This is a genomic window from Mycobacteroides franklinii, from assembly GCF_002013895.1.
Taxonomy (GTDB): domain Bacteria; phylum Actinomycetota; class Actinomycetes; order Mycobacteriales; family Mycobacteriaceae; genus Mycobacterium; species Mycobacterium franklinii.
Map to the genome: position 1 here is coordinate 15,275 of NZ_MAFQ01000014.1, position 25,982 is coordinate 41,256.

The following is a 25,982-nucleotide window of genomic DNA, read 5'->3' on the forward strand; positions in this document are numbered from 1 at the left end:
ACCACGATCAGAACGGAGCATCCATGACACTCGAAACCGGCACAGCAGGAACCGATCCCACCGACGCCATCGCCACGATGGAGCAGGCCTCGAAGCTGGCCACCCGGCTTTTACATTCGGCGGACCGCGACGACACATCCATGGGACTGTGGCGGCTTATCGCCTCACCTCTGCTGGCAGCCATCCTGTTCGATGTCTCACCGGCCGGTGCCGGAGGCGGCATTGCGCGTGCAAAGATCATCGCCCACCACCCCGACGACTCAGACCAGTCCGGGACCCGCAACTGGTTGACGGTGGCCGCCGCCTGCCCCGATGAGCATCTGGCCAAACGGCTGCGCGATAGCAGTGCCTTGGAAGGGGACCAGCGCGCATCGATTCAGGCGGCCCTTGGGTGGGCACTGGAAGGCGATTACGGCGAGGTGCGGCCATGACCGTCTACGTCGATGACGCTCGAATCAGCGCACGGGTCGGGCACCGCCAGGACCGCTGGTCGCACCTGTTCGCCGACACCCCCGCCGAGTTGCACGCATTCGCCCAATCAATCGGTCTGCTGCGCAGCTGGTTTCAAGACCCAACCAAGACCGGTAAGCCGATCGCGACACCCGGCAGCCGCGCCGCCGAGAACTGGCACTACGACGTGACCGACGGCAAAAGAAGGCTGGCGATCGCCCGCGGCGCCCAACCCATCACCACGTGGAAGGCCGTCGAGATCATCAGCGATCGCTACGCGAGACGCCAAACCGAACCCCGCCAGCTGCACATCGACTTCAACGACCCGGACGCATCGGATCCGCAGAGCGCATTACATGACCGATCCGCGTAGCGCGTGTGAGCCACTGCGCGACAGCGATATACGCACCGCGCTGGCTCGACGCGTCGCAAAGCAGCAGCGTGGCCGCGAGTTTCTGTTCGTGCCGGAAATCGACGTCCAGGGCGGCTGGCCGGGCCGGATCGATCAAGTACTGATCACCCGCCGACAGCTCCACGGCTTTGAGATCAAAAGCGATGTCGATACATTGCGGCGCCTGCCCGTGCAGGTGCAGGCCTACAGCCCGGTTCTGGAACGGGCCACCCTTGTCACCACTACCCGGCACCTCGAGGCGGCCCGAACGGTGATACCACGATGGTGGGGGATATTGATAGCCTCCCGCGGCAGGGATGGCTCGGTGCGCATCGCGCCGCTGCGCGCTCCCCGAGCCAACCCGGAACTGGACGTTTTTCAGGTCACCACATTCGTGAGTCGTGAGCTGATCGTGAAACATATACGGGCACAAGGTGTCCGAGGTACGTCACGGCACGATGTCTACTCTCTGCGGCAGCTTCTCGTGGACGGCAATACGCGCGGTCAGGTACTTGCCTTTGCCCGCGCGGTCATGATGGAGCGCCCGGACTGGCGACACAGAAAAGGTGCGGTGACTCAGCACGGGATCTGGACGGGTCCCATCGACTCGAAACCCCCACCTGTCGGGCTCGTGGCCGAACCGGCGCGGCTGTCCCCGTGGCTGCACCGCAGGATCGCAACCTGATGGCTGGCGCCCGGCAAGTCCATGATGACCCACGCCTTGTCGCCCAAGCGTTCTCGACCAGGCTTGTACGCCTGCTGGCCAGCCAGCACCACCCGTGGCCCAGCCAGCGACTCACGCCGCTGATCGCGCTCGTTGACGGCAAGGGCTCACTGGGGGAGGCCTTCGAGGCAGCCTATGGCGTGATCAAACGCGAATACCGCTGCGAGTACGTGTACAAGAACGAGATCATCTCCCGCGCACCAGAAGGCGCGCACAGCATGACCGGATTACGCGTGTTCCTGTCGGTCGCCGATGTGTCAGTCGCAGGCCCGAACGGCGCCGCCGCCTACGAGATCAAGACGGACCTGGACAGTTTCACGCGACTGGAACTGCAACTCCTGAGCTACTCACGGTGCTTCGAGCACGTCATCATCGTGACCTCGCCAGCCAAGGCCGACCGAGCACTCCAGACGACGCCGCCTCATATCGGTGTCCTCACCATGGACAACGGGCATGCCCTCGCCGTCGCCCGCGAGCCCGCCGGCGGGCTGGGCCGCCTGGAGATGGCGTCGCTTTTCCCTATTCTGCGGAAGGACGAGCTGCACACAATCCTGCAGAGGCATTGCGGCTACACGGTGCCCGACAGACCCACGGTGTACGAGTACCGAACCCGGTTAGAGCTGTTCATGAGGCTGCCGATCGAAACGGCCTACCCCGCATTCGTCGCTGCGCTACAGAGCCGGGACCTACGCTCCCGAGACGCCGCGCGCGCCGCCAAATTGCCGTCGTCGCTTCAAGGAGTCGCTGCAGGCCTTGCGTTGTCCAACGCAGCCTGGAAACGGCTGGGCCAGCTGATGAGCCAACCCGCCGCCGACTTCGCCTTAGGCATCAACCCGAGGGTTTTCTAGGGCTACTTGTTCAGGTCTGGTCCTGTTTGGCCGCGCTCATCGACGGTGCGACGGCGCTTGCGCTGGTTTTGTGTGCGCAGGGTGTCTTCACGGGCAAGGGTCTCGGAGTCCAGCTCGTGGCGGCGATCGAGTTCCTCGCGGGCGCTGGTGGCCATGGCCGCTGGTGTGGATTCGTTGGCCACCAGCGCTTCGAGGTAGTCGGTGGCGCGGATGCGCAGCGGCTTGGCCTGTAGGTAGGTGCGTAGATCTGCCTCTGTGCGCGGGTAGGACACCTCGGTCGTTTCCTGCTGGGGCTGAGCAGACTCGGGTGCCTGAACCAGGCTGGCGGCGGGAAGGGATGCCTCCGGGGCAACGGGGGTGTGTTCGGACTGCGCTGTGAGGGTTTGGGCCATGCTCTTGGCTGCGTTCTGCTCGGCGCGGAAGAGCTGGTTCTCCAAGCTGCGTTGCGCGCCGCGGGCAGCGTTGAGGGAGGCGATGTCTTCCTGTTCGGCGCGTGCGCGGCGGGTTTGGATGGCTCGTTCACTGACCACGTTGTCTGATCCACCGGCGAAGTCGATGAGGGCGCGGTGGGCGCTGGCCACAGCGGCTTTGGCTGTCTCGGCGGCGCGTTCGACATGCTCGGTCTGCAGCTGCAGGATCGACAGTTGTCCGAACAGTTCGGCGACCTGTGCCTCGTGGCCTTCTCGTTCGGCGATCTCGTGGAGGCGGGCCACCTCGACAAGCTGGTGGTGGTGGGCTTCGGCTTCGAGGTCGGCAGCTACCCAGTCGTGGTGGGCGTGGCTGAGCGTGAACGCGTAGGGCCGCTGTTCGGTGTAGCGGGTGGTCATGTCTATCAACTCGGGTTTGGCGGCGCGCATCGCCGGTCCGCCGCCTTGGTTGGCCTCGGAGAACATTTGGGCGGTGAGGTCGGCGACGTGCTGCTTGGCGGCGGCGAGCTGCTCTTGTAGCGCCAGCAGATCGGCGGGGGTGTGGTCGATGGGTGCGAGCTGGTCGGCGCGGAAATCATCCTCGAAGTACTGCCAGGCGTCTTGGGTGTCCTCATCCGGGTACAGGTATCCCAGTTCCTCGGCTTCTTCTTCGGACAGCGGCGGCTCGTCCATCTCGAACACGGGCTCGTCGGGCACGAGCTGGACAGCTTCGGCCTCGGGGTCGGGGTAGAAGTGGCCCAGTTCTTCGGCTTCTTCTTCCGACAGCGGCGGGTGTTCGGGGTCTGGAATGTCAAGCAGGGTGTGGGCAGCGGCCTGCAGGTCGATGCGGTAGGTGAGTAGGCGCGCGTATTCGTCGGGGCGCAGGTGGTGGCCGTAGTCGTGATCGAGGTCGCGCAGGTGCTCGTAGGCCAGTGACAGTAGATCGTGCGGGCTCCACTGCGGGTCGGATGCTTCGATCGCGGCGACCAGACCGGGCCACGCCGGATCGGCCACGACAGCCTCGGCTAGATCGCTGCCCAACACGTGGTGCAGCTCGCCAACCCAGGCGGGCCGCAGCCGGGTGTCGGCGACATCGAGAGTCGCCGGGCTCAGCGAGCCCGACAGGCGCCACCACAGCGCGGCGGCGGGCAGCTCGGTGGGCAGTGGGCCTTGGTCGGCGACAGCGGCCACGACCAACTCGCGCACGTTCACCCCGGCACGGGCGGCGACATTGAGGTGCTCGGCCAGGTGCGGCCAGTACGGGTCCCGTCGGATGTGGGTGTCGAGTTCGTCCACGAGCGGGTTCCAGCGGGACTGCTCGGCGCCGACGGCCCCCAGAGCGTTCTCGATCTGTGTATTGAGGTGTTGTTGGGCGGCGCGCAGGCTGTTGGGGTATTGCGGTGGCCCGGTCAGTCGGGTGTCGTTGACATCGACTCCGGTCGCGGCACGGTAAACGGCGACCATGGCCACCAAGGCGTGCTTGCCCGCGCCGACGAGGGGTCGGGCCCATGCGGGTGCGTCGGCCAGTGTCCATGTGCGGGCGGCGGCATGCACTTGGGAGGACAGGTCGCTCACCAGATCGGCGCGCTCCTGCAGATAGGTGTTCCATGTCGGGTCATCCAGTAGGGCGTCGGGGATGGCCGTGAGCCAGGGCAGGGGAGCCACGGTGCGGGTGCGGGTCGGCCCGAGACGCCACAGAAGGACCGCGGCGCGGTCGTGGGCTGAGGCCAGCTCGCGGTCGTCGGCCACGGCGGCGAGTGCTTCGAGGGGGTCGGTGCCGCACATGACGAGCTGGGCAAGGTGCTTGCGCAGCACGGGCCACGCGGCGCTGTCGGTGAGCCCGGGGACCACGGTGTTGACATCGCGGTCGAGGGCGGTGAGCACCTCGGGTCCGAGGTGAGCTTCGGCGCCGCTGCCCAGGGCGTCGGCGTACATGTCGGCGGCCGGGGCCAGGCGCAGGAACGGATCGGCGACGCGTCGCTCGGCGCTGAGCACCGATTCTTGGGCGCCGTCGCGGGCCAGGATGCCGGAGAGGACATCCACGACCGTCTCGGGGTGGATGGCTTTGGGGGTCAGGATGCGGTGCGGGTCGGCCTCGGCGGTGCTGACGTAGAAGTGGTTTCCGATCTTGCCGCGAGTCATCGCCACGTAGAGCTGCTGGCGGTTGAGCCGGTCCGAGCCGACGGTGTGCACGGTCTGGCACGTCAGTCCTTCGGCGCTGTCGATCGTGCTGGCGTAGCCCAAAGTGACGCTCTTGCGGACGTATTTGGCTGGGATGAGCCGGGTGTAGCCCTGTTGCAGGTGCCGGACTTTCAGGTGTCCCTTGTCGGTGACTTCGATGATTTCCCAGCGATACCCGTTGCGCACGAAGTCGGTTCCGGTCAGTTTGAGCCAGCGCGCATTCTCGCGTGAGCAGATGATGTCGCCCGCCGATGCGCTCAGACCGTCGGCCAGGACCACCTCGCGCCCACTGGTTGGGCCTGTTTCGCGCAGCCGATCCAGGCGAGCGCGGGCGTTGAGGTCGGTGACGATTTCGTTGGTGGGCGCCAACAGCAGGGCGTCGAGACCGGCGTCCTTGTCGGCCTTCCACTGCGTGTAGGCGTTGTCCGAGGAGGTCGATTCGGAGGAGACATGCACGCGGTGCTCATCGAGATAGAAGCCGATACCGGCGACATCGCCCGCGCGGATCGCCAGGGATGCAGCGCCTTCTGCCGGATTTTTGAAGCGCATGATCTGGCTCAAGGTCAATGCGCCTGCGGTGGCGTCGATGTCGCGCAGCACACCGCCTGCGGCGATGGAGGCGAGCTGTTGGTCATCGCCAACGAAGCGGACACTGGCACCGCGGGCCATCGCGATGGCCACCACCACGTCCAGATCGAGCGTGCCTGCGAGCCCGGCCTCGTCGACAATGATGAGCGTTTTCTCGTCGATGGCTTTGAACCATTCCAGGGTTGCTACGTCATCGGCGGCGATGTCGGCCGGGCCGGTGGCCATGAACACGAGTTTGGCGACGGTATCGGTGAGCGCGCCGAGGTCTTGGCGCAGCACTTCGGCAGCAGCAGCGGTGGGCGCCAACCCGAGCACCGAGCCACCGGAGTCCTGCCATGCGGAGGCCAAAGTCGCCATGGCGGTGGTCTTTCCAGAGCCTGCCGGTGCCAACACCAGCTGCACCCGGCGACCCGAGGTCGCCATCTCGCGCACCATCATGGCCTGCCCGGCGTTGAGTTCGTGACTGTTGGCGGCCTGCTCCAGCAGCGCAATATCCACCAATTGCGGGTCGATGCTGCGGCCGTCGTCCCGGCTGGCGGCGGCCACAATGCGCCGCTCCGCCGACCGTATTTCCTCTGAGGTGTACAGCTGTGTGTTGTGGGTCTTGTAGACGCTGGTGCCGTCGCGGCGGCGCAATACGGCAGGTTCGTTCATCTCAGCATCGCCCACCCGGGCGATTTCGATGCTGTGCCCAACCGACAGTGCGCGGTCGGTGAGCTTCTCGGCCAGTAGCGGATCGCTGTATTGGCCCTCGTTGCGCACGAGGCGGCGGGCCTCGGCAAGCACATGTGTCTTCTGCCATTGCGAACGGCTCTGCGACACAGTGGAGATCACTTTGGCCGCTTTCTCGGTGAGCCATTCGTCGTTGATCAGCTCGACGGGTTCTTGAGTTTGGCCCAGAACGTCGGCGATCATGTCGGACAATTCGCGCTCGCCGCCAAGTGTTTCGATGGCTTGGGTGCGCCACATGTGGCGCTGCTCGGCCAGCGAGCGCGGTTCCTTCTTGGCCGTGCGGGTGTCCAAGGTGGCCTGTTGCGCGATCACCACGGCTTCGACGGTGGTCGGTTCGCGGTGGTGTTCGGCCTGGAATGCTTTGGACAACTCGGCGATACGGTGTTCGATGGCCGCACGGCGTGAGGACCACCTGGTGATCAGATCGAAGTTCAGGCCGACGAGTTCACGAATCGGGCGCTTGCGGAAATCGGTCGTCGGGCGTTCGGCGAACTTGCCGCCGATCTTCTGCACGAAATGCGCTTCCATGCGGGTGTTGTACAGCTCGGAGGAGGCGACCATGGCCTTGAATAGAGGGCGCCCGTCGATGGCCAGCCAGCGCGGCACGCCGTCAGCGCCGATCGCGCGGACCTTATTGCTGATCGCCACATGGGTGTGTAGATCGGGGTCACCGGCGCGGCTGTCGCGGTGAGTGAACGCTGTCGCGATTATGCCGTCGGTGTCGATCTGCGCAATGCCGTTGGTGCCCAACCGGGTGAAGATGACTTCTTGTTCGAGGTAGGCGATCACGTCCGCGATGGCCGCGTTGTGGCATTCCTCGATCATCGCCGCGACATCACGCGGGGCGATAGCCCACAGTGCCGAGATGCTTTTGACGGGACTGAACGTCAAGTCGTACCCGGCGACCGCCTTGGTGGCGGGCCGGTTGTTCTTCGCGATCCAGCCGGAAAGCTCCGAATCATCGGACGGCTCGCGCTGGTGCTCGTTCCAAAACATGCCGCGCGCAACCGATGTGCGGATGCGTGAGCGCACGTCATCATCGATCGCGGCCCAGGCGCATGCGCCGATGGTGCGGTTGTAGTCGGCGTAGGCCACGGCCAAAGCGCTGCGGAATGGGTTCTTGTCCTCATAGATTTTGAACGGCGAGCCCAGACGTGCGGCGGCGATTTGGCCGCCCGCGCGCACACCCTTGCCTGCGACGTACTTCATGATCTTGTCGGCGTTGGGGTGCTTGCCCTCACCGAAGAGGGCCTTCATTTGGGATTCGGTGACTTCCGAACCGCGCTCGACTGACCAGGTTTCGGCAATCATCGGATCGGACCAGTCGCGGCCGATCGGCTCCCCGAGCCCGGCCAGCCCGCTGCCGATCCAGCGGCCCGGCGACTCACCTTTAGACGAGTAGTAGTCCGCCAGCGACGACCGGCCCTTGTCGGTGCCGTCGACCGCGGCGACCTGCCGGATCAGGTACATGTACCCGTCTCCGGCCGTCAGCTTGTGCCCGCTCATCGTCATCGCGGGCCTCGCTTCCTGTCGGCAGTCGGTCGTTTAAGTCAACGGCTATGTGATTTAAGGAGCGCCTCAGCTGCCTCGGCGGCAGCCTTATGAGCCTGCGCCAGGCGTGCGGTGGCGCTGAGCTGTCGTGATCCAGCGTTGGGATTGAACCGCTTTCGAGCGACGGTGATGTCGTATCCGGCGACGATCATGGCGCTACCTTCTTTCGATCCAGCGGGGGAGAACAGCGGTCGGCAATGCGTTTCGGTGGCCGCGCAGCGGCATCGGTGGCAGCTCGTGACACGCCGACACGCACGGTTGGATCGCGCTGCGCGGGCGTGCTTCACGCGGCCACTGTAATGCGGTTCGGTGCACACTTTCACGAATCGTTATCGTTTTGTGATCCTGAATGCAAGAGGTGTGTAAAGCTTGTTATGCCCTGGAAAGGGCATGCTTGGTGAGACAGGGCTGATGGTGAGAATGTGAAAACTGGGTGTGGTGAGACGAAATTGAATTGGTGACTTGTAGTCAGGGGGTACTTAACGTGCGGGGCATGACTGATACACAAGAAAAACTGACTGCCCGCGAGCGGGCGCGTAAGGCGCAGGCGACCGCGTTGGAGGCTCAGCGCAAGCGCGATTCGGACAACTTGAAGGATCTGGAGAGGTACTTCAAGGCGAACGACGAGCTGGACAAGGTGACTGCCAAGTTCGAGGCAGACGTTAGGAAGCTGACCGACGCGTACGAGCCCAAGCGTCAGCGGTTCGAGGGCGAGGCAGCCGAGGCGCTTGCGGCCATGAAGGAGCGGGGCGAATCGGCTACTTCGATCGCAGCGCTGACGGGTCTGAACGTCACGGAGGTCACCGCGCTGACCAAGAAGGCCAGCGACTCCGAAGGCGAGTTGAGCCGCATCGACAAGATCCTCACCAACGGCGGCAAGGCCAAAGACAGTCCGACACCGCCCAAGCCGGAAGTGATCGAGAACGATGGCAGCGGACAGGAACCTGTTCCTGAGTCGGCGGCGACCGCCTGAGCGATGGAAGCACGAGCCTCGCGACCGCTAGTTGTGGATCGACGCGCCCACCGGGGTGAGATCGAGCGATTCACGCGGTTGATCATGCGGGGACCACAGGAATCGGATTGCGCCATCTGGATCGGCGCTATCGGTGATGACGGATACGGGCGATTCTGGTTGGGCCGCCCCGGAGGCCCAACCGTCGTCCGACCCAACCGCTATGCGCTCGCGCTGGCCCTCGGAGTACTCGGACCCGAAGTGCTGGCGCTGCACGAATGTGACAACCCCATCTGCGCGCTCGTACACCCCAAGCACGTCGTAGAAGGCACACACACCGAGAACATGAACAGAATGGCTCGGGCGGGCCGCGGCGGTGGCAACTACCCGCGGGGACTTCGCCCGGGGCTCGACCGGCGCGGCCGGGCCGCACGTTCACGCGCCCTGCGCGATGCCGTCCGTAACGGATGGAACGAGGAAGCCGTGGCAGCGGCCAAGCTCGGATCGAGCGAGCCGACCCTGTTCTAGCGTCGGCTCTCCCCCGAGGAGTTCGTTTCCTCGGCCACCACCGAGTGCTGCCAGCATCTTTGACCCGGCGTCGATACCCGGCGATTGCAGTGCCATATCCAGCCCAGCTCGGCGCGGCTGTACTTGCGTGCCGCCGAGAGCCCACCGTAGTGACATGGCGCGGCGCAGATCGGCACGCGGATCTCCGTGTCCTGACCGCGCTTGGTGATCGCGCGCCAACAGTCCTCGGGCGCGGGCTGGGGCCATTGGCGTGTCATCGCTTGCCGTCGCCGAGGTCGAGCGGCGTGTTGATGTCGGCGCAGCGCTCGTACCCAGGCAGATCGAGCATCAGCAGATCGTCGGCCAGCAGATCTGCTTCGTCGCCGGGCTGCGATTCACCTCGGGCGGCGTGTAGGAGAGATGCGACCAAGTGAGCGCTGTCTTCGATGCGGCGCACGGTCCATCCCCGAAATGTCAGGAAGCGGCGACGCGCGCTGTCGGGGACGAACGCACGAAATGCGGCGTCGGCATCAGCCCAGTCCGGGGTACTCGTGTCGATCCAATGCCAGCCGCGCGCGCGGTCGTCGATGTCGAACAACGCCCAGCCGGGCCGGTTCGGGTCGTGGTAGTGCGCGTCAATGAGTGCGCCATATTCGGCTGGCTGCAGTGGTGTGGTGAACATTGTTCTGCCTCACGTGTGCGCGTGCGGACGTGGGTTGTCCCACCAGGTGGTGCGGTGGGTGCGCCAGAATTCACAGAACGCATCCAGGCCAGCTCCGGTGCTCAGGTCGACGGCGTGTTCAGCGGCGATGAATCGCCACAGTGCCGCGATCGATGCCACGGGGTCGTAGATGTTCGTGCTGGTGCCAGTGACGTGATGTTGCATGAAGAGCCGCATGCTCAGCTGGCTCAAGCCTCGTTGGGCTGATTCTGGGGCGTCGTCGGCCAGCAGTGGGCCCGGGTGCTGACCCCATGCGGTGAGCGCGTTGCGGTTCCATGCCGACTCGGAGTGCACGATCGCGTCGGTGGCCGACGCGAATCGCGCACGGACCTGTGCGGGCACTCCGGCCGCCGTCAAGCCTTGGTCGGTCACGGCTTTGTGATCGCAGGTGTGTTCCGGGCTCTGCAGGGCCTCAAACGTGTGGCTGGTCATGCCTGGATGTCCTTTCCGTCAGTGGTGTTCGGGTGCCGGTTCATATCCCGGGCAGAGGTTCGTCCATGGTGGCGGCGGGGTCGCGGTACCGGATTTCTCCGTCGCAGCATGGGCCGCCGCAAGCGCAGTCGCGGCGGGCGGCGTCTTCGCCGTCGAGTCGGCAACCGCAGTTGTCTGGGCACTGGTCGTATTCCTGCACGGTGTACCCGCGCCAGCGCAGTAGCCAGAACAGGTCATCGACCAGCAGTGGGATTTGGGCTTTGGTGAGGATCGCCGAGTCGTCGGCGTTGAACACCAGCCGGTTGAGGTACTGGGTGAAGATCGCGGCCGGGTCGGCAGCGGTGCGGTAGTCCGACAGTCGTGGGGCTTCCCAGTGGATCTGGGTGCCAAGGGTCTCGTCGCGAATGATCCTGGGAGATCGGTGTGGTTCTCGGTCGTGCAGTGATCGGCTCATGACGGGGGTGTCTCCTTGGCTGTGTTGATAAGCCGGTTGAGCTGCTCGGTGCGCCGCCATATGGCGGCCAGCTCGGTGCGCAGTTCGGTGGCGAAATCGGTGAGGTCTTCGCGATCGGCCATGGCATCGGCGAGGCCGATCATGCGGGTTCCGTTGACCCGGAAGGCACGCCGATAGGAGTCATCGAGCACCTCACGGGCGTACGACAGGACCGTGGTAGATGCGCCGGGCAGGGCGTGCTCGTAGGCGTTGAAGATGTGCAGGGTGAACCGGTGGTAGCGGTGACCGGGGGTGGCTGTGTCGGCGGGGCTCCATTGCGAGTCGCTCGCCGGGTTGATCGCTGCTCTGATCACAAGGGCGGGGTTAGGGGTTTCGCCTTGCCGCACGAGTTTCCGGATGCTCTGGATGGCCCAAGCGTTGAGTGGGTCTTCGATATCGCTGTCGAGAACAAGGTCAAGTACGGGCTTGGCCCGGGCTGCGGTGAGCCACATCAATGCGCCGATGAACTGTGTCTCTGGGCTCCAGCGTCGCTGGATGGTGGCGGCGGGGACTTCGCCGTCGCCCTCGGCGGCGCGATCGGCGCGGATGTGGCCAGACAGGTTCACGTCAACCTGATCGTTGGGACTGTGATCGCTGGCTGGGTCGCTCATCGCGGGTGCTTTTCGTCGTAGCGGGCTTCGTATTCAGGATGGGCCACCGCGAGCCTGGTCAGGAACCGTTCGAGTTCCTGGGTGATCCATAACGCTGCGAGCACCATCGCGATGGCGACGAGTGGAAGCAGGTAGGCCGCGGCGGACATGTCGGCTATCCCCGCCGGTAGCCGCATAGGTAGGGCAGTATCCGTCGCCACCATGGGCGGCGCGGCGGGTGCATGTCGAGCATCCGGGCCAACCACTCGTTGGGGTGTTCGCGTGGCTCGTCGGTGTCTGGCTCGATCACAAGAGTTCCGACGTGGGATGGGGAGCCGTCTAGCTCGCCCCAGATCTCGTAGACGCCTGCGCCTTTATGGATGATCTGGTCGTTAGGCGCAGCGTTGCGTACATGCGTCTCAGCGGCTTTGTACGCGTCGTGAGCGGTATCCCATTCCAGCGATTTCCACAGCGGCGCTGTCAGCGTGGCCAACGGATCGGTAATGGCGGCGATGAAGCTCATGTCGTTGGTCCTTTCACTTCTGGTCAGTCGGCGGGGAACAGTTCGTTGATGTACTCCCAATACAGATGCAAGTTGTCGTCCCACCGGACGCGCACCATTCCCTTGTCCGGCGCGGTGCCGGTCAGGTCATTGGGTGTCCACGCCTTTCCGGTGGCCTCGACACTGCCGGGCTCGGATCGGTCCTCGTGGGCCACTCTTGTCCCGGGCTTGAGTTCAGTGATGTTCACGAGTTCACCTGCGCTGCGTGAGCCCGCACGACGACTCCGACCGGAGCGTCTACCCATTCCGCGTTGTCTGGCAGCATGTCTTGCAGCGCCGAGGGAATGGCGCCCTGGCACATCACATCGTTGGAGAAATACTCGGCGCCTGTGCTGTCGCGCCATCTACGGACAGCACCGTCGAAGCCCAGCGAGGAGGGGCCGGTGTTGATGCCGGGACGTGCGGTGTAGTGCTCGCCTGCGATACGCAGACTGTGCGCACCTTCTGGGGTGCGGTCGCCCTTGATTGCCCATTGCACTTTCGGCTCCCAAAAGGCTGCTACTGCATTCATGCCGACACCGCCGTTGCCTGGTTAAGTGCCTCAAGGTCAATATTCGGTGCTGCGATACTGAGGGCAGCGGCTCTGCAGGAGGCGACCTCCTGTTGGTAGGCCCGGTATTCGTCCCACGTCATGCGGCGGCCTGTGAGCGGGTCGTGGGCGTGGTCGGACCAGGCTTGGCAGCTGTAGCAGGTGATGCGATCGTCGGCGGCGAGTCCTAGGTCTTCGAGCTGATCGTCTAGTTGGAGGGCTTCGGCGAGATCTCGCTTCTGCTCGGCTGTTTCGCGGCGCTGGAGTAGTTTCTCCAGCTGCTTCATTGCGTTCATGCGGACACCGCCATTTCCTGATTGGCGAGTGCCTTGATGCGATCGGGCCGGAAGCCCGACCAGTGGTCCTCACCGGCCACCACTACGGGGGCCTGCAGGTAGCCAAGACTCATCACGTAGTCGCGGGCTTCGGGCACCTCGGTGATGTCCACGAGGTTGTACTCGATGCCCTGCTTATCGAGAGCCTTGTACGTCGCGTTGCACTGGACACAGGCGGGCTTGGTGTAGACAGTAATCATGTTGGGAGTCCTTTTATCGAATTGGTCTCGCTCGCTTTCCTCTATTCTATATTGACTCAATTGTATTAGCTAGACCTTTTCGAGAAATAAAGGTAACGATTTGGTAAATAGGCGTGTCGATCATCGCTATCTGATTGCTCCTATTTTCCATTCCGGCACGGCTTAAACTGCGATTACCGCCGAAATGGCAACACCCTCTCTTCGATGCCTCAAATCAACTCAAGAAACACATAACCGCAGTCTATCGCCATACTCAGGCATTCTCGCCGGTATGCAAGCGAGTGGCTCACTGGCCGTGGATTCGTTGTTTGTGTGTCCCATCAGAACTCCGCAATGCATACGGCTCTGTAATTCGGCGAATTACTTCTACTATGCAATGACAGGAGCCTCCAGCCACTCACAGAAAGCCTGTTAAAAGTTCCCTGGAGGATAGGTCCACACCTTCCGGTACGGCGTCTCCACGGAATAGCTGGTAATCGAACATCTCGATAGAGTTATCGACAGGGAATCTGCGCGGAATGCTGACCGAGAGGAGAGGACCGTCGTCCTGAGTGATCACGTCGGCGGCCGTTACGGGAAGGCTCGTCTGATTGAGGCACCATTGTAGGATCTCGGCGCGGCCGGGCCGGATGGCAGCCACACACGGGTCGAATTCGCCCTCTTCATCGACGGACCAGGCGTACCAGCGTTGGCCCTTTGCCCAACGGCCAGTACCGAGGTCGGCGCTGTCCAGGTAGAACCCGTAGGCGTCCAGATCCTCGCCGGGTGGGAAGACCAGGTAGATGTCCCAATCGTCGGCGGCAGGGCCGACGAAATACTGATAGACCTCGCAGTCGTAGTGGCGCTTGCGATGAACTGCGCCACCCGTGAACTCCTCAAGCCAGGCGATCACCGCCTCTGCGCTGTCCTGGCGGGTCATGATCCCGCGGTCCTCGTCATATGCAACCCATTGGGTGTCGATCCTCATCTAAGACTCCTTCTCCTGGCCCTGGTTGAAGGGCTTGCCCACCGCCGATATGTTAATTATAGTACACATATCTAGCACGGGCGGCAACTGAGAATCTCCGAATAGACGGAAGGTGAGGCACAGTCGATGCGCCGAGTAATACACGGAGACAAGGGGACTGGTGGTGTGCGCGCTAGCCCGAGGACTAGGGCGCTGGACAAGGAGGGCTCGACGTGCACGGAAGCCGACAAGGATGCCGATATAGTTCGGTTTGTGAGTGAGGCACTGACCAAGAGGCGCCGCCAGGAGCTTGGTGGCGCGATGCGTCAGCGGCGAACCGAACTGGGCAAGTCGCAGGCTGACATCGCAGGCAAGGCTGGCTTGACCCGAGAGTTCTACCTGGCGGTGGAATCAGGGAGCCGCAACATCTCGGTCGATAACGCCTTCGCGATCGCCGATGCCCTCGACATCCACCCATCGGCCCTGTTCGGGGCCATCAAGAAATAACCCCTCTGCAGTCACCGGACCTGCGGGGACCAGATCAGGTCGGCGGGCAAGGGGATATTCTCGGCATAATAGGCGCGACCTCCGCTGTGCCATAGGCCGAAATCCCTTGTCCTGCTTGTGAGTTCGAATATCTTAGACCCGGCCCGTACAACCGATTTTTCGGCGAGTGCTTCCAAGTCGGCTACCGTCTCTATGCGGCAATAGACGACAGATGCGAGAGCCGAGATCAGCTCGTCCGTCGGCGCTATCCCCGCGCCCGCCAACACATTAGCGATACGCGTCTTCAGCTTCAACGAGGCTGTCATGGTCACCTTTCGCTTCACGACGTACACGGCGGTCGAATCTACTCGGGCCTGCCATGGAGGTTAGAACAGTTGGGCCGCTCGCCATTGCTTGGTGGTCTCATTTCGCAAAAGGCCGTAGGACGAGTTCTTGAGGCCGGTTGGTGCCCACGCGTACGGCGCGGTGTCGGCGACGGAGTTAAGGCTGATACCACAGAATCGTAGGTGGCGATCACGCGCGGGTACGGCGGAGGCCGGGTCGATTGTGGCAATTGGGATCTGCTGGCGGCGTAACACGGATTCGATGATCGAAAGGTCTTCGCGGCCAGGCTTAGTCACGATCAGATCGCCTGCGGCGGGGACTATCCGAGCCCGGTCATCCGGTGGGCTCACGTCCCATATCGGGTTGCCTTCGGCGTCCTGTGTCCAGCTGATATCCCAGCCATCCGTAGGTGATTCGTGGCACCACGGATTGAGCATCGGCTTAGCGGTAGCGATGATTTCAAGAAGGCTCGGAAGCCTTGCCGTGAGGCTTGGGTCGAGCTTATCGAAGAGGGCCACCCATACGCCGAGGTCCTTGTCGTGGCGATACTTCTCCCACGCTTCGATCGGGCTTATCCCGTCGCGGGCCCCGATCATGTTGGCGAGCAACAAAATCCAGGCTACATGATCCGTAGTGGTCGGAGTGGGGTCAGCGTGTCGGCGGGGTCGTAGCTCGCTCGCAGCGGCGCGAGCCTGTGGCAGGGTGCGTATGCCCGCAATGGGGTCGATTCGTTTGGTGATGTCACGGTGCACCGACGTGGTCAGATGATGGTTTTCGGCGCGGCGGATCCAGTAGACGATCATCGCATCCAGCGCAGGAGCCGTGTCTTCCACGATCGTTACTCCTTTGAACCAGGCCGCGATTCGGATTACGTGTTCATCGAATTCGGCGCAGGCGTCACCAGCAGCTTGGGCCATATACATGTCGGTGTGATCGGTGAACTCGGTCTGCCCGCGGATGATGTCCATCGGTTGAGCCAGCCGCAGGGACGTTCCGGTGACTATTTCGTCGGTGGCGAGATCAATCCCCAGCACGATCTGGTTGCCGCGGTTGGCGCGGGCGGCTACCCACAGTGCATCCTGGCGCTCTCGATCGTCCACGGGCGGCTCAGCTGCGGCGAAGGCAGCCGCTTTGGCCTCGACCAGGCTCGGGGCCTGTTCAGAGAACTTGTTGGGCGCCAGCGCGTGATACGCGGAGCCCAGGCGGCGCAATAAATCCTGCGTGAGCGGGAAGTCGGGATCAGATTCTGCCCGGCTGACCTGGGGCTGGCTCGGAGCACCCGGAACTGAGGAGATCGCCAGCTGAGATGCGCCCAGCACGTGTTCACGCACGTCCTGAAACCATCTGGTCAACAGCGGGTGGGACACCATTGGATAGCTCTACATAGCTGTAAATATGTATCGATTCCGTGCGAATGTCAACCAATCACAGATATTCGGCCAGTGCAGTGCGCGCCGTCTACGCGACACATCTGTACAACACTTAACTGTTTATGTATTGTGTCACCTGTCGCATATGCCGCAAGTGGTGATGGCGATACAGCAGGTAGGGAGAGTGGCCGATGAGTTCACTGCTTACGTCGTGGGCCTCCAGAGCGGAACTGCGGCATGTCTAACGACCCTTGGATCAGCGAGCCGGTCGAGTACGTAGCGACGTATGACCAGGCAGTACGCAACATGGTCTGGACGCAGGTTGAGCCGACAGTGCGGCTGGCCGGTGGATTCGAGGCGGTGCGCGCTGATCCGGCTCACCCCATTCATCAGGTGTACGACGATCTCGGCCCACTGGAGCGCGACTACGAGACAATCGTGAGCCGATCGTTGGATGAACTCACCTCGACGTACTACGAGATCGACCCGCAGCACGGGGTTCTGCTGACCGCGGAGGCGCACGAGGTCATTGACCGCCATGTCAGGGCAGTTCGGGAAACCAAGCCGATCCTGCACTATCGCGATGATCCCGGCTTTGACCGTAGTAATCCCGACGAACTGAACCCGCACCACCCGCACGAACTCGATCCCTCGGTCTACATCGAAACCCGTGCACAGGCACTGCGATTCGATGTGCTGCACGAGATCGCCCCAGATATCGCCGGAGCCGGTGGATTCCCGGGGGTGGCCCGCAATCCAAACCACCGCCGCCACAATTCGTCCGAGGGACTGGCCAAAGTACGCCAGCAGTATGACTCGATCGTGGAACGTGCCGAACGCACGTTCAGCAACGATGCGTATTACCACGACATGGAATACGGCTGGGGCCTAAGAGCTTTCGCCATTTACGAGCTGAAACAGATCGCCACTTCGGTTCGCAAGCTCACGCCCGCTGAACTGGCAGCCGAACAGCGAACGCGCATGGAAGGTCCAGCCAGGATTCCGGCGATTCCCGAAGGACAGCTCAGGATCAACGTCGCGAACAGTCCCGTTGCCGCGAACCGTACGCAGGCGTCGGCACGGCCCGCCAACGACGAGATCCGGCGATTCCTTGTCGATCAGCGTCTCGGAATGCGCCCGGGTGCCTACTTGTCCGCGTTGGCTGCAGCGGCGGGCACCGGTGCAACCCTGCAGGAGGCGGCACGTAACGAACTCGCGCGACGTGAAGCACTGTCGGCAGAGGACCATGCCGCCGAGGATGCGATCCGTGCACGTGAGCAGGAAGCGCATAGCCGGACAAAGGATCGGAGCCTTGTCGGCTCCGATATGAGCCTCTAGTCATCGGAAGAGAAGGGACGCGGCGGTGGGGTCAGCACTCGCAAAAATGATGGGGTGGACGGCGGTGATGGTGATGGCTACCGTCGCCCTGCTCACGTGGCCAAGAGCAATGCGATCGGCCTCGGATACGATTTGGGGTACGAAACTGACTCGGACAGAGCCGATTCCGATCTTAACGGATGAGCCGATCCCATCGCAGGAACCGCTGCCGGTGCTCACCGATCGCCCTCACAGGGGCGGGCCTGCCGCCGACCCGATCTCCTGGGCGCATGTCGGACTGGGCGCGCTGGCGGTTCTGGGTATTGCGCTGGCCGGATTCACGCTCTGGAGGATCGGACGGGCTCGTTCACGTGCTGCGGCAAAGCGCAGAGACCAGGTGCAGCGATGGACCCAAGGAGTCAAGGCGCTCAATGCCGCGTCGGATGCGTTGATCGCGTTCGAGATGGAATTCGAGAACAAGCCTGAGGCCGCCTACTTCGACAGGCCACTGCTGGCCGATGTGAACGAACCGGCCACCGCGCGGTTCTATACCGCGTACGGGGAAGCACAGTCCTTGCTCACAGAGACCATACCGACCGACGACCAACACATCGCGAACTTCTTGAAAGCAGCACAGGAAGCGTGGCACGCCTTCGGTATCGCCGACGAGAACGCGCGCCGTAAGGCGCGTATCGGCGTCGTCAGCGGTGACAAACATCTGGCCATGGGGGAGAGGCGCAAGCTCGACCAGGCCCGCAAGTTACTGGCTCAGGCCATGGACCCTGCGGCATCGGCCGCAGAGGCAGCCTCCGCGCATGCCAAAGCACTCGAACTACTCGACAGCATCGGCGTGGTAATCCCGGAAAAGCTCACCACCAAGGGCATCAGGGCTATCGAACAACGCCGCCAACTGGCACTGACCACATAGCAGAGGCACGACGAAAGGTTCGTGAATCCGATGACTGACGAAGACCCCTGGAACAGCCAGCCGCCGATGAACAGTTCGGCCTCCAAGACATTCACCCGCGCCCAAGCTATCCGGCACGAGGTATTCATGCAGACTGCGCCGGAGGTCATGTACTCGGGTGGGTTCGATGCGGTCCGGGCAGACCGCGACCATCCTATGCACGAGATCTACGATGACTTGGATTCCCTTGAGCGCGAGTATGAATCGATTGTCGAGCTGGTCAGCAATACGCTGCGCGACGAGCATTTCGAGGAAAGGGAACGTTATGGCCTGCGCACAACGTTCCAAGCGGCCTGCCTGATCGAAGATCTGCGGCGGGGGATGGAGAAGCCGGTTCTCTCGAAATACGACGACCCGAATTATCGGTATGACGCACCCGACGAAATCGACACCAACGTCTACAGACATACCCCTGAACAAGCCGTGCGCTCCAGCGTTCTTAGCCATATAGCAGGTGACATCGAAGCGGCTGGCGGCTTTCCTGGGCTGGCCCGCAATCCAAACCACCGGCGCCACAACTCACCAGCGGGAATCGAGCGGATACGGCGCCAGTACGACGAGATTGTCAAACGTGTTGAACCACAGCTCGACAGCTCCGATTTCAGCAACGACGGTCCAACAGAACAGTTCCCCGACGACTTCGGCTGGAGCCTAAACCGTCGTGCCCTCGAACTGGTCGAAAGCACCGTCAAGGAGGTCCAAGAAGAGTTCCGCGCACACAAGGCCGAAGCCTCCCTGACGGCACAGCAAGTGCGGCGGAACCTCCAGGAGTTACGGCTAGGGATGCGCTCGGATGAATACGTGCAGGCGCTAGCCGGATCGACCGGCGCCGGAACCTGTCTGCAACAGGCGGCGCGAAACGAGATCGCCCGCCGAGAAACCCTGACTGAAGACGCACGCCACATGGAGACGGAAGCACGTACGCCACGCCAACAGCAGGGCCGTGAACAACGAGGGCCCGAACTGAGTTTGTAGCGCACCCCCCACCGACCGACTAGTTACTGGAAGGCAGAGGCGTTGCCAATGTCCACACACAATCCGTATCAAATGCTTCTAATTACGCTGCCGCCCTATGCCTTTGCTCTGCTACTCCTTGTGGCTACCGTGGTGAGCCTAGTGTTGCTGCTTGGACAGGTCCGGACATATGCGCGCACCAACGAGCGCCAGAAGGCGGGCGAACGGGTACTTGCGGTAACTGTCATCACCGACTGCGGGCTCTTGATAGGCGTTCTGTTCGCTACTTTGAAACTGCCGGTACCTCCGAGCATAGGGTCGCAGGCCGGGACCTGGGACTGGATAGCTGCTTGGGGTTACGGACTGCTTTCAATGTCCATGGCTACTCTTCTTTTCACCTCTAGCACAGTAATTTTCGCGCTGTTTGTGTGGTCGGTCCGAGACATCAGTACGAAACTACACAGCGGTCTGTTCGGCCGAAACTCTCTCGAAAAATCCGAAAGCAATATCAAATGCGAGCAAGGCCCTAGCGAATTCTTCGTCGCATATAGGGCGCGCACTGGCTACTTCGAAGACCGTGAGGGCTTGACCGAGTTGCTGGAGAGAGTCACTGAATGGGGTTGGTACCACGATGTTTCCGAGGAAGACATCCCTGATGTATGGATGCGACTTCCTGACGGAAGTTACCTCTCACTACAGGTCAGCCGGACGCCACACGGCGACGGTCGAAGCTGTGCGCAGGACACATGGAAGATCGTGAGGCCCGACAACGGCGATGCGGTAGTCGATGGCCTAATGACTGAGTACAGCCCTGAAAATCCCTGGCTTCCAAGAGGATTGTGAAATGAAACCGATGGCCACGCTCGACATAGAGGAGACCGCGCGCGGCGGTCCAGACTCGCCAGTGCGCATCGCAGCAGCACTGAGGTACGCGGTGCCGCAGGACCTCGGCAGCGAGGCGGTCAACTGGAAACGGCCTGCTGCTGCCCTGCATTGGGCATTGGTGGGTGCACCACAAATCGCAGTGCGGGCCGTGAACTGCGTCCTGCCTCTACTCGACAACACCATTGGGTTACTACCGCCATTGGATCTTGCGCCGGTGACCGCCGACCGAGCCTGCCGGTCAGCGACGTTCAGGAAGCACACGAGCCAGATCCGGACCACCGTAACCCGTATGGATCAGCTCCACGGCCCGCTATTCAACGCACTGCCAGAATCTGAGAGAAAGCGTGCGTATGGCGCTGAGTGTCCACTGGGGACCAACCGGGAACTGCTCGGACCCTTGATAGACGACCTCGTTTTCATCAGAGCGTGGCTCGCAACCCACGGAGTGAAAGCTGGGTACTGGTCGTACCGCTTGATGCTGGGCGCGCTGGACTTCGTGGCGATGTGCTCCGATGAGCATCGTGACCAGCTTGCGTCACACTTCATCTGCTCAGCCGAAAGCGCCGCGGCGCGCATCGAGTTGGACGATGAAACCACGGCGCTAACCGTCCGGTGGGCCTACGACGGCGCCCTCCAACTCGGCGGGTCTCTACCCAAAGAGAACGTACCCGAAGCCCTGGAGTACCTGTCCATATCGCTACGAACCGAACCGCCGGTCAAACTCGTGGTCAGCGACCACTAACTAGGGAAACGCGATGAAAACACCGAAGCAACTCGTTGTTGGCGAACGTATTTCGATTCGATTCGCCGAATGCCCAGATAGTGACGGTACCCGCCGCCGCAATGTTCAACGAGAGGGGACGATCGTGGGATTGACGTGCGCCGAGCCGCGTCGGGGATACGCGATCATTGACTTCGACGGGATCGGGCGGCGCTACATCTGGCGCAACCATGCCGAAGACGGCCGCGTTCCCGATGGGCGGTGCAAAGCGCATGGAACGGCTGCCCCGCGCGTCGCTAGGCGGCAAGACGGGGCGCCCAAGTAGAGTCGGCACTGTCGAGATCGAACGACCTCACAGATTCGGGGGAATCATGACTGGCAAAAGTTTTGACTACACGGAACCGCAGCGACTACACGGTTGGCTCGTGGAGATCCTCAGCGGCAGAGCCGATCTAATCGAGATCCTCGACGGCGAAACCGTTGTCGCCGAGATCCACCCTGCTCGCGCTGACCTGCCAACACCTGCAGGGTGGATAGCTGCAGGCCATTTCTACGATGACACCAAGTTGCCGCCGCCATTTGACACCCTCGAAATCGAGAGCAATAACATGGGGGCCTCGGTCTGGATCTACGGCGCGACCGGCGCCATGATCGCCGCGGTGCCCGGTGGTCCACGAGACGTGGCCGCCGAATACAAGTTCTACTACGCGGCCAGCGCGACGGCGTCACCCATGCTGATGCAGGGCTGGAGCAACGCGCAAAGCCAGTGGAACGGGAACGACTCGACGCAATATGTGCAACGGCACCGCGAAGCGGTCCAATTCTTCAACTCGGCGCTGAGCGGCACCCAAGGCTCTGCAACACCTGGTCAGCCATAACGCGTTCGTACGGAACGATTCTCGCCATCACTCCACGGATTGAGTCGCTGCGAGTGATGATGATGGGGTGAGTGCTACACCACCCGCCGACGGCGCCGAGGGATTGCCCGGTTGGCGACGTTTCCTGCGCAAGCTGTGGGCGGTGCTCAACCCCGACCCCAACGGACCGTGGGCCGACGTGGTGTTCTACGACGAGGACGGCGGCGTGCACACGCGCCAGCGCTGGCTAGGCCGCGAGTACCTGATCGACGCCACCGGCATCGACGCAGAGCCGCCGTATCTGTTGACGGTACGTGATGCCGACGGACGCGAATACCGCTCGGAGCACCAGTCGTGGCAAGTAGCGCAGAAGGAGTCCTGGCGGCTGAGCAACATGCACACCCGGCAGGTGCGCGATGGACGCGAGGATTCGTGGCCACCGGACGATGAATCACCCATAGCCTGATTCGTCACTGACGAAATGCAGCCCGGGCGAGGGGTTTTGGCGAGCGAGGGGCTAGTACCGGGGTTGAGCCTCGGCCCATTCTCGGGCGATCTTGGCGGCCTGATTCCACGCGTCTTGCTCGCTGGTGCCGTAGATCTCGTTGGTCTTGCACGTCACCTGCGCGAGGGGAACTTCCCGGCGATTCACATCGTCAAGGACCCGGGTGATCTGCGCGACGTGGGTGTACTTGCCGTACAGCAGCCGCATGGTGTCGATCTCAAAGAAGAACCCGTACCCGTTCGATGAGAAGTCCATCCGGCATTCCTACCAGGAACAGCCCGCGTTCTCACCCAACTTGTTCCGTTGCGGGCCTCTGACCTGCGCGGAACAAGATAAGTGAGAAACAGAATCGAGTTGACATAACGTATGTCCGACCTGTCGCAGATTATTCGGCAAAAGTCGCTACTGAACAGGGTTGCGACAGATTAAGTGAGAACTCATTTCACCGCTGATGGCCAGTGGTTCTCATTTGATCTGTCGTAAGTCCACTCGACCGGGCTCGCGTCGCCAACGTCACTAGCTTTTATGTCTTGGAGATACCAGAAGGTTCCGTGCAATCCGGCGGTATTGCGGTGGAGCGCGCACCAGCGGCGAGCGCGGTGGCGCCGAGACAGTTCGGGGGTGTCGTCCATGGCGTCACGGAGCACGGTCAAAAGGTCGATGCCTGTCAACGGCAACTGAAAATTGATCAGATATCGACGGCTGAAAATTCACCACCCGGCTGGATCGTGGGTGCCGTCTGAGCGCCCCATCGGGAATCGAGGGCTTGCGCCCGGGGGGATGATGGAGCCGTGGGTAAGGTTGACCCCGAGGACGACGAGCAGTTCGCGCAGGCGATGGCTCAGCTATCTGAGCTGGTCACCTGGGCCCGCGCTGAGTTCATCGCCCAGGACGATCCGGGCGCGACCGACAAGGCTCGCGAGGCTGAGGATATCGTGCGGTCAGCCGATGATCTGGTGACGATGCGGGCGATTCGGCGCCTGGTTGAACGCCATGGCGGCGGACCGTGGCCCGCCGAGGACATCGCAGCTATCACCGGCCGGGATGCTGAATCGGTCCAGCGTGTCCTGGAAGAAATGGTGCGCTCAGGTTTTGCCTCACCACCGCAAGACAGCTAGTAGCGAGCCGGGGCTCGATGAGTGTGGTGTTCCACGACATTGGTTACTCGACAAGGCCATCTAGGCGCACCTCGAACTCCCAGGGCGAGTCGCCTTGAGTTGGTGGTGCTGGATTCTGTTCGGCCCATCGTTGGATCTTTGTTTCCATGTCGCGCAGTTGAACTTCGATTTCGATCACACGATCCGCGTACTGAGCGGAGATCTCTTCGAGGTGAGTTACTGCCGTCGCGCAATCGGGGTGCCCTGTTGTGCAGATTCCGTGATCGACGGCTGGGCTAGTCCTCACTGTCCAGGTGCCATCAGTGGCTTGGTCGGCTGCGGCGATAAACGCTGGGGGGCAACCCAACCGGATGGATACTGCCTCAATGTATCCACACCGGTAGTCAGTGATCATTACGCTTGGATCAACGGTGCTGCGCCAGCGTCGAGCCCGAACTCCTCGTGCCATAGCCGGTTGAGTCATCGTCACGCCTTCCTCGTGTTCGGGCATCCCATGGTCATACCGTTGCCGGACTTGTCAGCTTGCGGCAACGTGTTCTGATCGTTCCCGCTCGGCTGCGCTAGCTGCGCCGAGCAGCGCAGCGGCATGTTCGCGAGCTTCCTCTACGCCAAACGTCACGCCATTGTCATCGATCCACGGCGTCCAGCATTCACTGTCGGCGCCGCTCCCGAACGTAATGCCCACCGCCTCGAACTCTGATCGGCCTGGCATCTCTACAACGGTGATGTCGTTGGCGTTGAGGACATCTATGACGTGGGCCGCGTGGCTTTTTCGGGCGTCATTCTGCGACGGGAAGATGTCAGTCCACTCACACCCGGCGCAGAGTGCATACATGGATCGGCCAGGGGGATACTTCGGCAGCATGTAATGGACCGACATGATCGATTCAGGTATGTCGTTGCTCATATCCAATGTCTCCATTCAGATTTGCGCGCAGGGCGATCCAACACTCACAGTGTAGCACATGTGCTATGATGGGAGCATGGAGAGTGTGGGATTGCGTGAATTGCGGCAAAACGCATCGGATCTGGTCCGCCGCGTGGAAGAGGGTGAGGAGATTACGATCACCGTGGCCGGTAGGCCCGGGGCGCGTCTGGTGCCCGCGACACCGCGAGCCTGGCGATCCTGGCACGAGATCGTTGAGCTGTTCGCCGGGCCGCCAGACCCGGCCTGGGGCACCGACCGTGACGAGATTGCCCATGACGTGCGCGACCCGTGGACGGGCCGGTGAGGGCGCTGCTGGACACCAGCGTGGTCATCGCCACCGACATCGAGCCTATGGAAGGCGAGTTGGCGATCAGCGCCGTGACATTGGCTGAACTGCATTTCGGGGTTCTGGTCGCCAAAGAACGCTCTGTGCGGGCCGAACGCCTGCGCCGCCTGCTGGTGCTGCAACGCAGCTTCGACGCCTTGCCGCTCGATGAGGCAGTGGCCGCGAGCTACGGCCAGATCGCTGCGGCGGTCGTGGAGGCGGGCCGCCAGGTCCGCCCGCGATCGATGGATCTGCTCATCGCCGCGACCGCTCATGCACACTCGGCCCGCCTCTACACCCGCAACGCCGACGACTTACGCGGCCTGGACGATCTGCTCGACGTTGTCGCGGTGTAACCCGTGATCAGAGCAGGTATCACAGCCTATGATCGGTCTTAGCCCAATTCTTGAAGGTGGTCAGCAAGTGGTGAACACGGTTCTCGATGGCGAACGCCGCCCCGAGATTCCCGGTATCGAGTCCGCCGGTTCGGATCCGGCGAAGTTGGCCCCGGCGCATCTCGTGCTTGATGTTTGCGCTGATAGGTTCGATGCGGTGGCCGAATACGGCTGTCGGGCTGACGGATTCGCCGCTTACATTGCCGGCCAGATGATCTTGACGATCTTCCTGCACGCCACCGAAGAAGACTCCTTCACGACGGCCGCCAAACAGGCCGCCGCCGAAGCTGCAGCAGCGGGATTCCCGGTTCAAGCGTTCGACTACGACCTGGTGGGCACCGGCGATATCGCCGCCCGGATCAACTGCGCCCGCCAGACGGTCCGCCAATACATCGCGGGCAGCCGCGGGCCCGGCGGCTTCCCCGCCCCGTTCGGCAGCACCGGACACAGCAGTGTTTGGGACTGGGGCAGCGTCAACGCATGGTTCCGCACCCACCATGGCACCGGGGACCCCGGATACCTTCCCGCTCGGGCGGTTCTGCAACGACTCAACCACTGGCTACTCACCCAGTAACCCGCCAGGGAGATCTGTGCTGACCGGCGCGCAGCCGTTGAATCAGATCGCGAATCCCGATGCCCGCGAACTCATCCGGGTCGGACCACTCGGGCA

Annotated in this window: 35 protein-coding genes; 18 read left to right on the forward strand and 17 right to left on the reverse strand. The window is 62.6% G+C overall.

All coding sequences use genetic code 11. The features are described 5' to 3' along the window. The first annotated feature begins 23 nt into the window (after positions 1-23). From B4393_RS21590 to B4393_RS21605, 4 genes are read left to right on the forward strand one after another with little or no spacing between them, the layout of a single operon-like run. Positions 24-431, forward strand: a complete 408-nt coding sequence (locus B4393_RS21590; RefSeq protein WP_078335831.1) for a hypothetical protein — start codon at positions 24-26, stop codon at positions 429-431. Then, a complete protein-coding gene (locus tag B4393_RS21595) occupies positions 428-823 on the forward strand; it encodes a DUF4031 domain-containing protein (protein WP_078335832.1) in 396 nt (131 codons plus the stop codon). The genes B4393_RS21590 and B4393_RS21595 overlap by 4 nt, the downstream gene beginning before the upstream one ends. Then, positions 807-1,526 (forward strand): sce7726 family protein, encoded by a 720-nt coding sequence (locus B4393_RS21600; RefSeq protein WP_078335833.1) that lies wholly within the window; start codon positions 807-809, stop codon positions 1,524-1,526. The genes B4393_RS21595 and B4393_RS21600 overlap by 17 nt, the downstream gene beginning before the upstream one ends. Continuing rightward, on the forward strand, positions 1,499-2,413 hold the full coding sequence (locus B4393_RS21605) for a sce7726 family protein (RefSeq protein ID WP_236743207.1): 915 nt from the start codon (positions 1,499-1,501) through the stop codon (positions 2,411-2,413). The genes B4393_RS21600 and B4393_RS21605 overlap by 28 nt, the downstream gene beginning before the upstream one ends. 2 nt (positions 2,414-2,415) lie before the next feature. Here the strand turns inward: B4393_RS21605 and mobF are convergent, their stop codons facing one another. Together mobF and B4393_RS27610 are read right to left on the reverse strand one after the other, a co-directional pair. Then, positions 2,416-7,833 (reverse strand): MobF family relaxase, encoded by a 5,418-nt coding sequence (gene mobF, locus B4393_RS21610; protein ID WP_078335834.1) that lies wholly within the window; start codon positions 7,831-7,833, stop codon positions 2,416-2,418. A 38-nt stretch (positions 7,834-7,871) separates the two neighbouring features. Then, a complete protein-coding gene (locus B4393_RS27610; RefSeq protein WP_157901305.1) occupies positions 7,872-8,024 on the reverse strand; it encodes a hypothetical protein in 153 nt (50 codons plus the stop codon). Between the two features lie 341 nt (positions 8,025-8,365). Here B4393_RS27610 and B4393_RS21615 point away from each other — a divergent pair, with 341 nt between their 5' ends. Further along, positions 8,366-8,845 carry a hypothetical protein gene (locus B4393_RS21615; RefSeq protein WP_078335835.1) on the forward strand — a complete coding sequence of 160 codons (480 nt, stop codon included), beginning with the start codon at positions 8,366-8,368 and terminating at the stop codon, positions 8,843-8,845. A gap of 84 nt (positions 8,846-8,929) precedes the next feature. After that, positions 8,930-9,352: a hypothetical protein gene (locus tag B4393_RS21620; RefSeq protein WP_236743208.1), complete on the forward strand. Its 423-nt coding sequence runs from the start codon at positions 8,930-8,932 to the stop codon at positions 9,350-9,352. Here the strand turns inward: B4393_RS21620 and B4393_RS27615 are convergent. The 12 genes from B4393_RS27615 to B4393_RS21670 form a co-directional block, all read right to left on the reverse strand. Next, entirely contained in the window at positions 9,349-9,609 is a 261-nt protein-coding gene (locus tag B4393_RS27615) for a hypothetical protein (protein ID WP_083069936.1), read from the reverse strand. The genes B4393_RS21620 and B4393_RS27615 overlap by 4 nt on opposite strands. After that, complete coding sequence (locus B4393_RS21625) at positions 9,606-10,013, reverse strand: hypothetical protein (RefSeq protein ID WP_078335837.1); 408 nt, start codon at positions 10,011-10,013, stop codon at positions 9,606-9,608. The genes B4393_RS27615 and B4393_RS21625 overlap by 4 nt, the downstream gene beginning before the upstream one ends. A 9-nt stretch (positions 10,014-10,022) precedes the next feature. Next, positions 10,023-10,484 (reverse strand): hypothetical protein, encoded by a 462-nt coding sequence (locus tag B4393_RS21630; protein WP_078335838.1) that lies wholly within the window; start codon positions 10,482-10,484, stop codon positions 10,023-10,025. 40 nt (positions 10,485-10,524) lie between these two features. After that, positions 10,525-10,938 carry a hypothetical protein gene (locus B4393_RS21635; protein WP_078335839.1) on the reverse strand — a complete coding sequence of 138 codons (414 nt, stop codon included), beginning with the start codon at positions 10,936-10,938 and terminating at the stop codon, positions 10,525-10,527. Beyond that, positions 10,935-11,588 carry a hypothetical protein gene (locus B4393_RS21640; RefSeq protein WP_078335840.1) on the reverse strand — a complete coding sequence of 218 codons (654 nt, stop codon included), beginning with the start codon at positions 11,586-11,588 and terminating at the stop codon, positions 10,935-10,937. The genes B4393_RS21635 and B4393_RS21640 overlap by 4 nt, the downstream gene beginning before the upstream one ends. Next, a complete protein-coding gene (locus tag B4393_RS27620) occupies positions 11,585-11,737 on the reverse strand; it encodes a hypothetical protein (protein WP_157901306.1) in 153 nt (50 codons plus the stop codon). The genes B4393_RS21640 and B4393_RS27620 overlap by 4 nt, the downstream gene beginning before the upstream one ends. Before the next feature lie 5 nt (positions 11,738-11,742). Next, a complete protein-coding gene (locus tag B4393_RS21645; protein ID WP_078335841.1) occupies positions 11,743-12,090 on the reverse strand; it encodes a hypothetical protein in 348 nt (115 codons plus the stop codon). Between the two features lie 23 nt (positions 12,091-12,113). Beyond that, positions 12,114-12,317 carry a hypothetical protein gene (locus B4393_RS21650; RefSeq protein WP_078335842.1) on the reverse strand — a complete coding sequence of 68 codons (204 nt, stop codon included), beginning with the start codon at positions 12,315-12,317 and terminating at the stop codon, positions 12,114-12,116. After that, the gene (locus B4393_RS21655) at positions 12,314-12,640 is read right to left on the reverse strand and encodes a hypothetical protein (RefSeq protein ID WP_133052571.1); all 327 of its coding nucleotides are present in this window, start codon (positions 12,638-12,640) and stop codon (positions 12,314-12,316) included. The genes B4393_RS21650 and B4393_RS21655 overlap by 4 nt, the downstream gene beginning before the upstream one ends. Further along, on the reverse strand, positions 12,637-12,954 hold the full coding sequence (locus B4393_RS21660; protein WP_078335844.1) for a CysS/YqeB C-terminal domain-containing protein: 318 nt from the start codon (positions 12,952-12,954) through the stop codon (positions 12,637-12,639). The genes B4393_RS21655 and B4393_RS21660 overlap by 4 nt, the downstream gene beginning before the upstream one ends. Next, a complete protein-coding gene (locus B4393_RS21665; RefSeq protein ID WP_078335845.1) occupies positions 12,951-13,193 on the reverse strand; it encodes a redoxin NrdH in 243 nt (80 codons plus the stop codon). The genes B4393_RS21660 and B4393_RS21665 overlap by 4 nt, the downstream gene beginning before the upstream one ends. A 397-nt stretch (positions 13,194-13,590) precedes the next feature. After that, the gene (locus tag B4393_RS21670; protein WP_078335846.1) at positions 13,591-14,160 is read right to left on the reverse strand and encodes a hypothetical protein; all 570 of its coding nucleotides are present in this window, start codon (positions 14,158-14,160) and stop codon (positions 13,591-13,593) included. A gap of 252 nt (positions 14,161-14,412) precedes the next feature. On the opposite strand from B4393_RS21670, the gene B4393_RS21675 reads away from it, so the two are divergent. Beyond that, the gene (locus tag B4393_RS21675; protein ID WP_157901307.1) at positions 14,413-14,646 is read left to right on the forward strand and encodes a helix-turn-helix domain-containing protein; all 234 of its coding nucleotides are present in this window, start codon (positions 14,413-14,415) and stop codon (positions 14,644-14,646) included. Between the two features lie 365 nt (positions 14,647-15,011). Here B4393_RS21675 and B4393_RS21685 read toward each other — a convergent pair whose 3' ends face one another. Next, a complete protein-coding gene (locus B4393_RS21685; protein ID WP_133052570.1) occupies positions 15,012-16,301 on the reverse strand; it encodes a hypothetical protein in 1,290 nt (429 codons plus the stop codon). A 276-nt stretch (positions 16,302-16,577) separates the two neighbouring features. Here B4393_RS21685 and B4393_RS21690 point away from each other — a divergent pair, with 276 nt between their 5' ends. The 7 genes from B4393_RS21690 to B4393_RS21720 all read left to right on the forward strand — a co-directional run bounded on the left by B4393_RS21690 (position 16,578) and on the right by B4393_RS21720 (position 22,507). After that, the gene (locus B4393_RS21690) at positions 16,578-17,678 is read left to right on the forward strand and encodes a hypothetical protein (protein WP_078335850.1); all 1,101 of its coding nucleotides are present in this window, start codon (positions 16,578-16,580) and stop codon (positions 17,676-17,678) included. A 211-nt stretch (positions 17,679-17,889) separates the two neighbouring features. Beyond that, complete coding sequence (locus B4393_RS21695; RefSeq protein ID WP_133052569.1) at positions 17,890-18,585, forward strand: hypothetical protein; 696 nt, start codon at positions 17,890-17,892, stop codon at positions 18,583-18,585. A gap of 30 nt (positions 18,586-18,615) precedes the next feature. Continuing rightward, the gene (locus B4393_RS21700; protein WP_133052568.1) at positions 18,616-19,599 is read left to right on the forward strand and encodes a hypothetical protein; all 984 of its coding nucleotides are present in this window, start codon (positions 18,616-18,618) and stop codon (positions 19,597-19,599) included. 48 nt (positions 19,600-19,647) lie between these two features. Beyond that, positions 19,648-20,421 carry a hypothetical protein gene (locus tag B4393_RS21705; protein ID WP_078335853.1) on the forward strand — a complete coding sequence of 258 codons (774 nt, stop codon included), beginning with the start codon at positions 19,648-19,650 and terminating at the stop codon, positions 20,419-20,421. 1 nt (position 20,422) lies between these two features. Then, positions 20,423-21,205 (forward strand): hypothetical protein, encoded by a 783-nt coding sequence (locus B4393_RS21710; RefSeq protein WP_078335854.1) that lies wholly within the window; start codon positions 20,423-20,425, stop codon positions 21,203-21,205. Between the two features lie 209 nt (positions 21,206-21,414). Continuing rightward, entirely contained in the window at positions 21,415-22,062 is a 648-nt protein-coding gene (locus tag B4393_RS21715) for a hypothetical protein (RefSeq protein ID WP_078335855.1), read from the forward strand. Between the two features lie 67 nt (positions 22,063-22,129). Beyond that, positions 22,130-22,507, forward strand: a complete 378-nt coding sequence (locus B4393_RS21720; RefSeq protein ID WP_078335856.1) for a hypothetical protein — start codon at positions 22,130-22,132, stop codon at positions 22,505-22,507. A gap of 51 nt (positions 22,508-22,558) precedes the next feature. On the opposite strand, the gene B4393_RS21725 is transcribed toward B4393_RS21720, so the two are convergent. Then, positions 22,559-22,801, reverse strand: coding sequence for a hypothetical protein (locus B4393_RS21725; protein WP_078335857.1), 243 nt, complete (start codon positions 22,799-22,801; stop codon positions 22,559-22,561). Positions 22,802-23,337: 536 nt separating this feature from the next. On the opposite strand from B4393_RS21725, the gene B4393_RS21730 reads away from it, so the two are divergent. Beyond that, positions 23,338-23,664, forward strand: coding sequence for a hypothetical protein (locus B4393_RS21730; RefSeq protein ID WP_078335858.1), 327 nt, complete (start codon positions 23,338-23,340; stop codon positions 23,662-23,664). Between the two features lie 517 nt (positions 23,665-24,181). On the opposite strand, the gene B4393_RS21735 is transcribed toward B4393_RS21730, so the two are convergent. After that, positions 24,182-24,571 carry a hypothetical protein gene (locus B4393_RS21735; RefSeq protein ID WP_133052566.1) on the reverse strand — a complete coding sequence of 130 codons (390 nt, stop codon included), beginning with the start codon at positions 24,569-24,571 and terminating at the stop codon, positions 24,182-24,184. Between the two features lie 76 nt (positions 24,572-24,647). Here B4393_RS21735 and B4393_RS21740 point away from each other — a divergent pair, with 76 nt between their 5' ends. From B4393_RS21740 to B4393_RS21750, 3 genes are all read left to right on the forward strand, one after another. Continuing rightward, complete coding sequence (locus B4393_RS21740) at positions 24,648-24,896, forward strand: type II toxin-antitoxin system Phd/YefM family antitoxin (protein ID WP_078335860.1); 249 nt, start codon at positions 24,648-24,650, stop codon at positions 24,894-24,896. Next, positions 24,881-25,273: a PIN domain-containing protein gene (locus B4393_RS21745; RefSeq protein WP_236743209.1), complete on the forward strand. Its 393-nt coding sequence runs from the start codon at positions 24,881-24,883 to the stop codon at positions 25,271-25,273. Before B4393_RS21740 ends, B4393_RS21745 begins: the two co-directional genes overlap by 16 nt. A 67-nt stretch (positions 25,274-25,340) precedes the next feature. Continuing rightward, a complete protein-coding gene (locus B4393_RS21750) occupies positions 25,341-25,886 on the forward strand; it encodes a helix-turn-helix transcriptional regulator (protein WP_078335861.1) in 546 nt (181 codons plus the stop codon). The last annotated feature ends 96 nt before the right edge of the window (positions 25,887-25,982 follow it).

Bases quoted from the DNA above. Each gene is read 5' to 3' on its own strand.
- B4393_RS21735 (WP_133052566.1), bottom strand. From the start codon at position 24,571: ATGAGCAACGACATACCTGAATCGATCATGTCGGTCCATTACATGCTG.
- B4393_RS21645 (WP_078335841.1), bottom strand. From the start codon at position 12,090: ATGAGCTTCATCGCCGCCATTACCGATCCGTTGGCCACGCTGACAGCG.
- B4393_RS21705 (WP_078335853.1), top strand. From the start codon at position 19,648: ATGTCCACACACAATCCGTATCAAATGCTTCTAATTACGCTGCCGCCC.
- B4393_RS21615 (WP_078335835.1), top strand. From the start codon at position 8,366: ATGACTGATACACAAGAAAAACTGACTGCCCGCGAGCGGGCGCGTAAG.
- B4393_RS27620 (WP_157901306.1), bottom strand. From the start codon at position 11,737: ATGTCCGCCGCGGCCTACCTGCTTCCACTCGTCGCCATCGCGATGGTG.
- B4393_RS21640 (WP_078335840.1), bottom strand. From the start codon at position 11,588: ATGAGCGACCCAGCCAGCGATCACAGTCCCAACGATCAGGTTGACGTG.
- B4393_RS21620 (WP_236743208.1), top strand. From the start codon at position 8,930: ATGCGGGGACCACAGGAATCGGATTGCGCCATCTGGATCGGCGCTATC.
- B4393_RS21710 (WP_078335854.1), top strand. From the start codon at position 20,423: ATGAAACCGATGGCCACGCTCGACATAGAGGAGACCGCGCGCGGCGGT.
- B4393_RS21700 (WP_133052568.1), top strand. From the start codon at position 18,616: ATGACTGACGAAGACCCCTGGAACAGCCAGCCGCCGATGAACAGTTCG.
- B4393_RS21595 (WP_078335832.1), top strand. From the start codon at position 428: ATGACCGTCTACGTCGATGACGCTCGAATCAGCGCACGGGTCGGGCAC.
- B4393_RS21670 (WP_078335846.1), bottom strand. From the start codon at position 14,160: ATGAGGATCGACACCCAATGGGTTGCATATGACGAGGACCGCGGGATC.
- mobF (WP_078335834.1), bottom strand. From the start codon at position 7,833: ATGACGATGAGCGGGCACAAGCTGACGGCCGGAGACGGGTACATGTAC.
- B4393_RS21625 (WP_078335837.1), bottom strand. From the start codon at position 10,013: ATGTTCACCACACCACTGCAGCCAGCCGAATATGGCGCACTCATTGAC.
- B4393_RS21740 (WP_078335860.1), top strand. From the start codon at position 24,648: ATGGAGAGTGTGGGATTGCGTGAATTGCGGCAAAACGCATCGGATCTG.
- B4393_RS27610 (WP_157901305.1), bottom strand. From the start codon at position 8,024: ATGATCGTCGCCGGATACGACATCACCGTCGCTCGAAAGCGGTTCAAT.
- B4393_RS21725 (WP_078335857.1), bottom strand. From the start codon at position 22,801: ATGGACTTCTCATCGAACGGGTACGGGTTCTTCTTTGAGATCGACACC.
- B4393_RS21690 (WP_078335850.1), top strand. From the start codon at position 16,578: ATGTCTAACGACCCTTGGATCAGCGAGCCGGTCGAGTACGTAGCGACG.
- B4393_RS27615 (WP_083069936.1), bottom strand. From the start codon at position 9,609: ATGACACGCCAATGGCCCCAGCCCGCGCCCGAGGACTGTTGGCGCGCG.
- B4393_RS21655 (WP_133052571.1), bottom strand. From the start codon at position 12,640: ATGAATGCAGTAGCAGCCTTTTGGGAGCCGAAAGTGCAATGGGCAATC.
- B4393_RS21660 (WP_078335844.1), bottom strand. From the start codon at position 12,954: ATGAACGCAATGAAGCAGCTGGAGAAACTACTCCAGCGCCGCGAAACA.
- B4393_RS21600 (WP_078335833.1), top strand. From the start codon at position 807: ATGACCGATCCGCGTAGCGCGTGTGAGCCACTGCGCGACAGCGATATA.
- B4393_RS21665 (WP_078335845.1), bottom strand. From the start codon at position 13,193: ATGATTACTGTCTACACCAAGCCCGCCTGTGTCCAGTGCAACGCGACG.
- B4393_RS21635 (WP_078335839.1), bottom strand. From the start codon at position 10,938: ATGAGCCGATCACTGCACGACCGAGAACCACACCGATCTCCCAGGATC.
- B4393_RS21715 (WP_078335855.1), top strand. From the start codon at position 21,415: ATGCCGAAGACGGCCGCGTTCCCGATGGGCGGTGCAAAGCGCATGGAA.
- B4393_RS21630 (WP_078335838.1), bottom strand. From the start codon at position 10,484: ATGACCAGCCACACGTTTGAGGCCCTGCAGAGCCCGGAACACACCTGC.
- B4393_RS21590 (WP_078335831.1), top strand. From the start codon at position 24: ATGACACTCGAAACCGGCACAGCAGGAACCGATCCCACCGACGCCATC.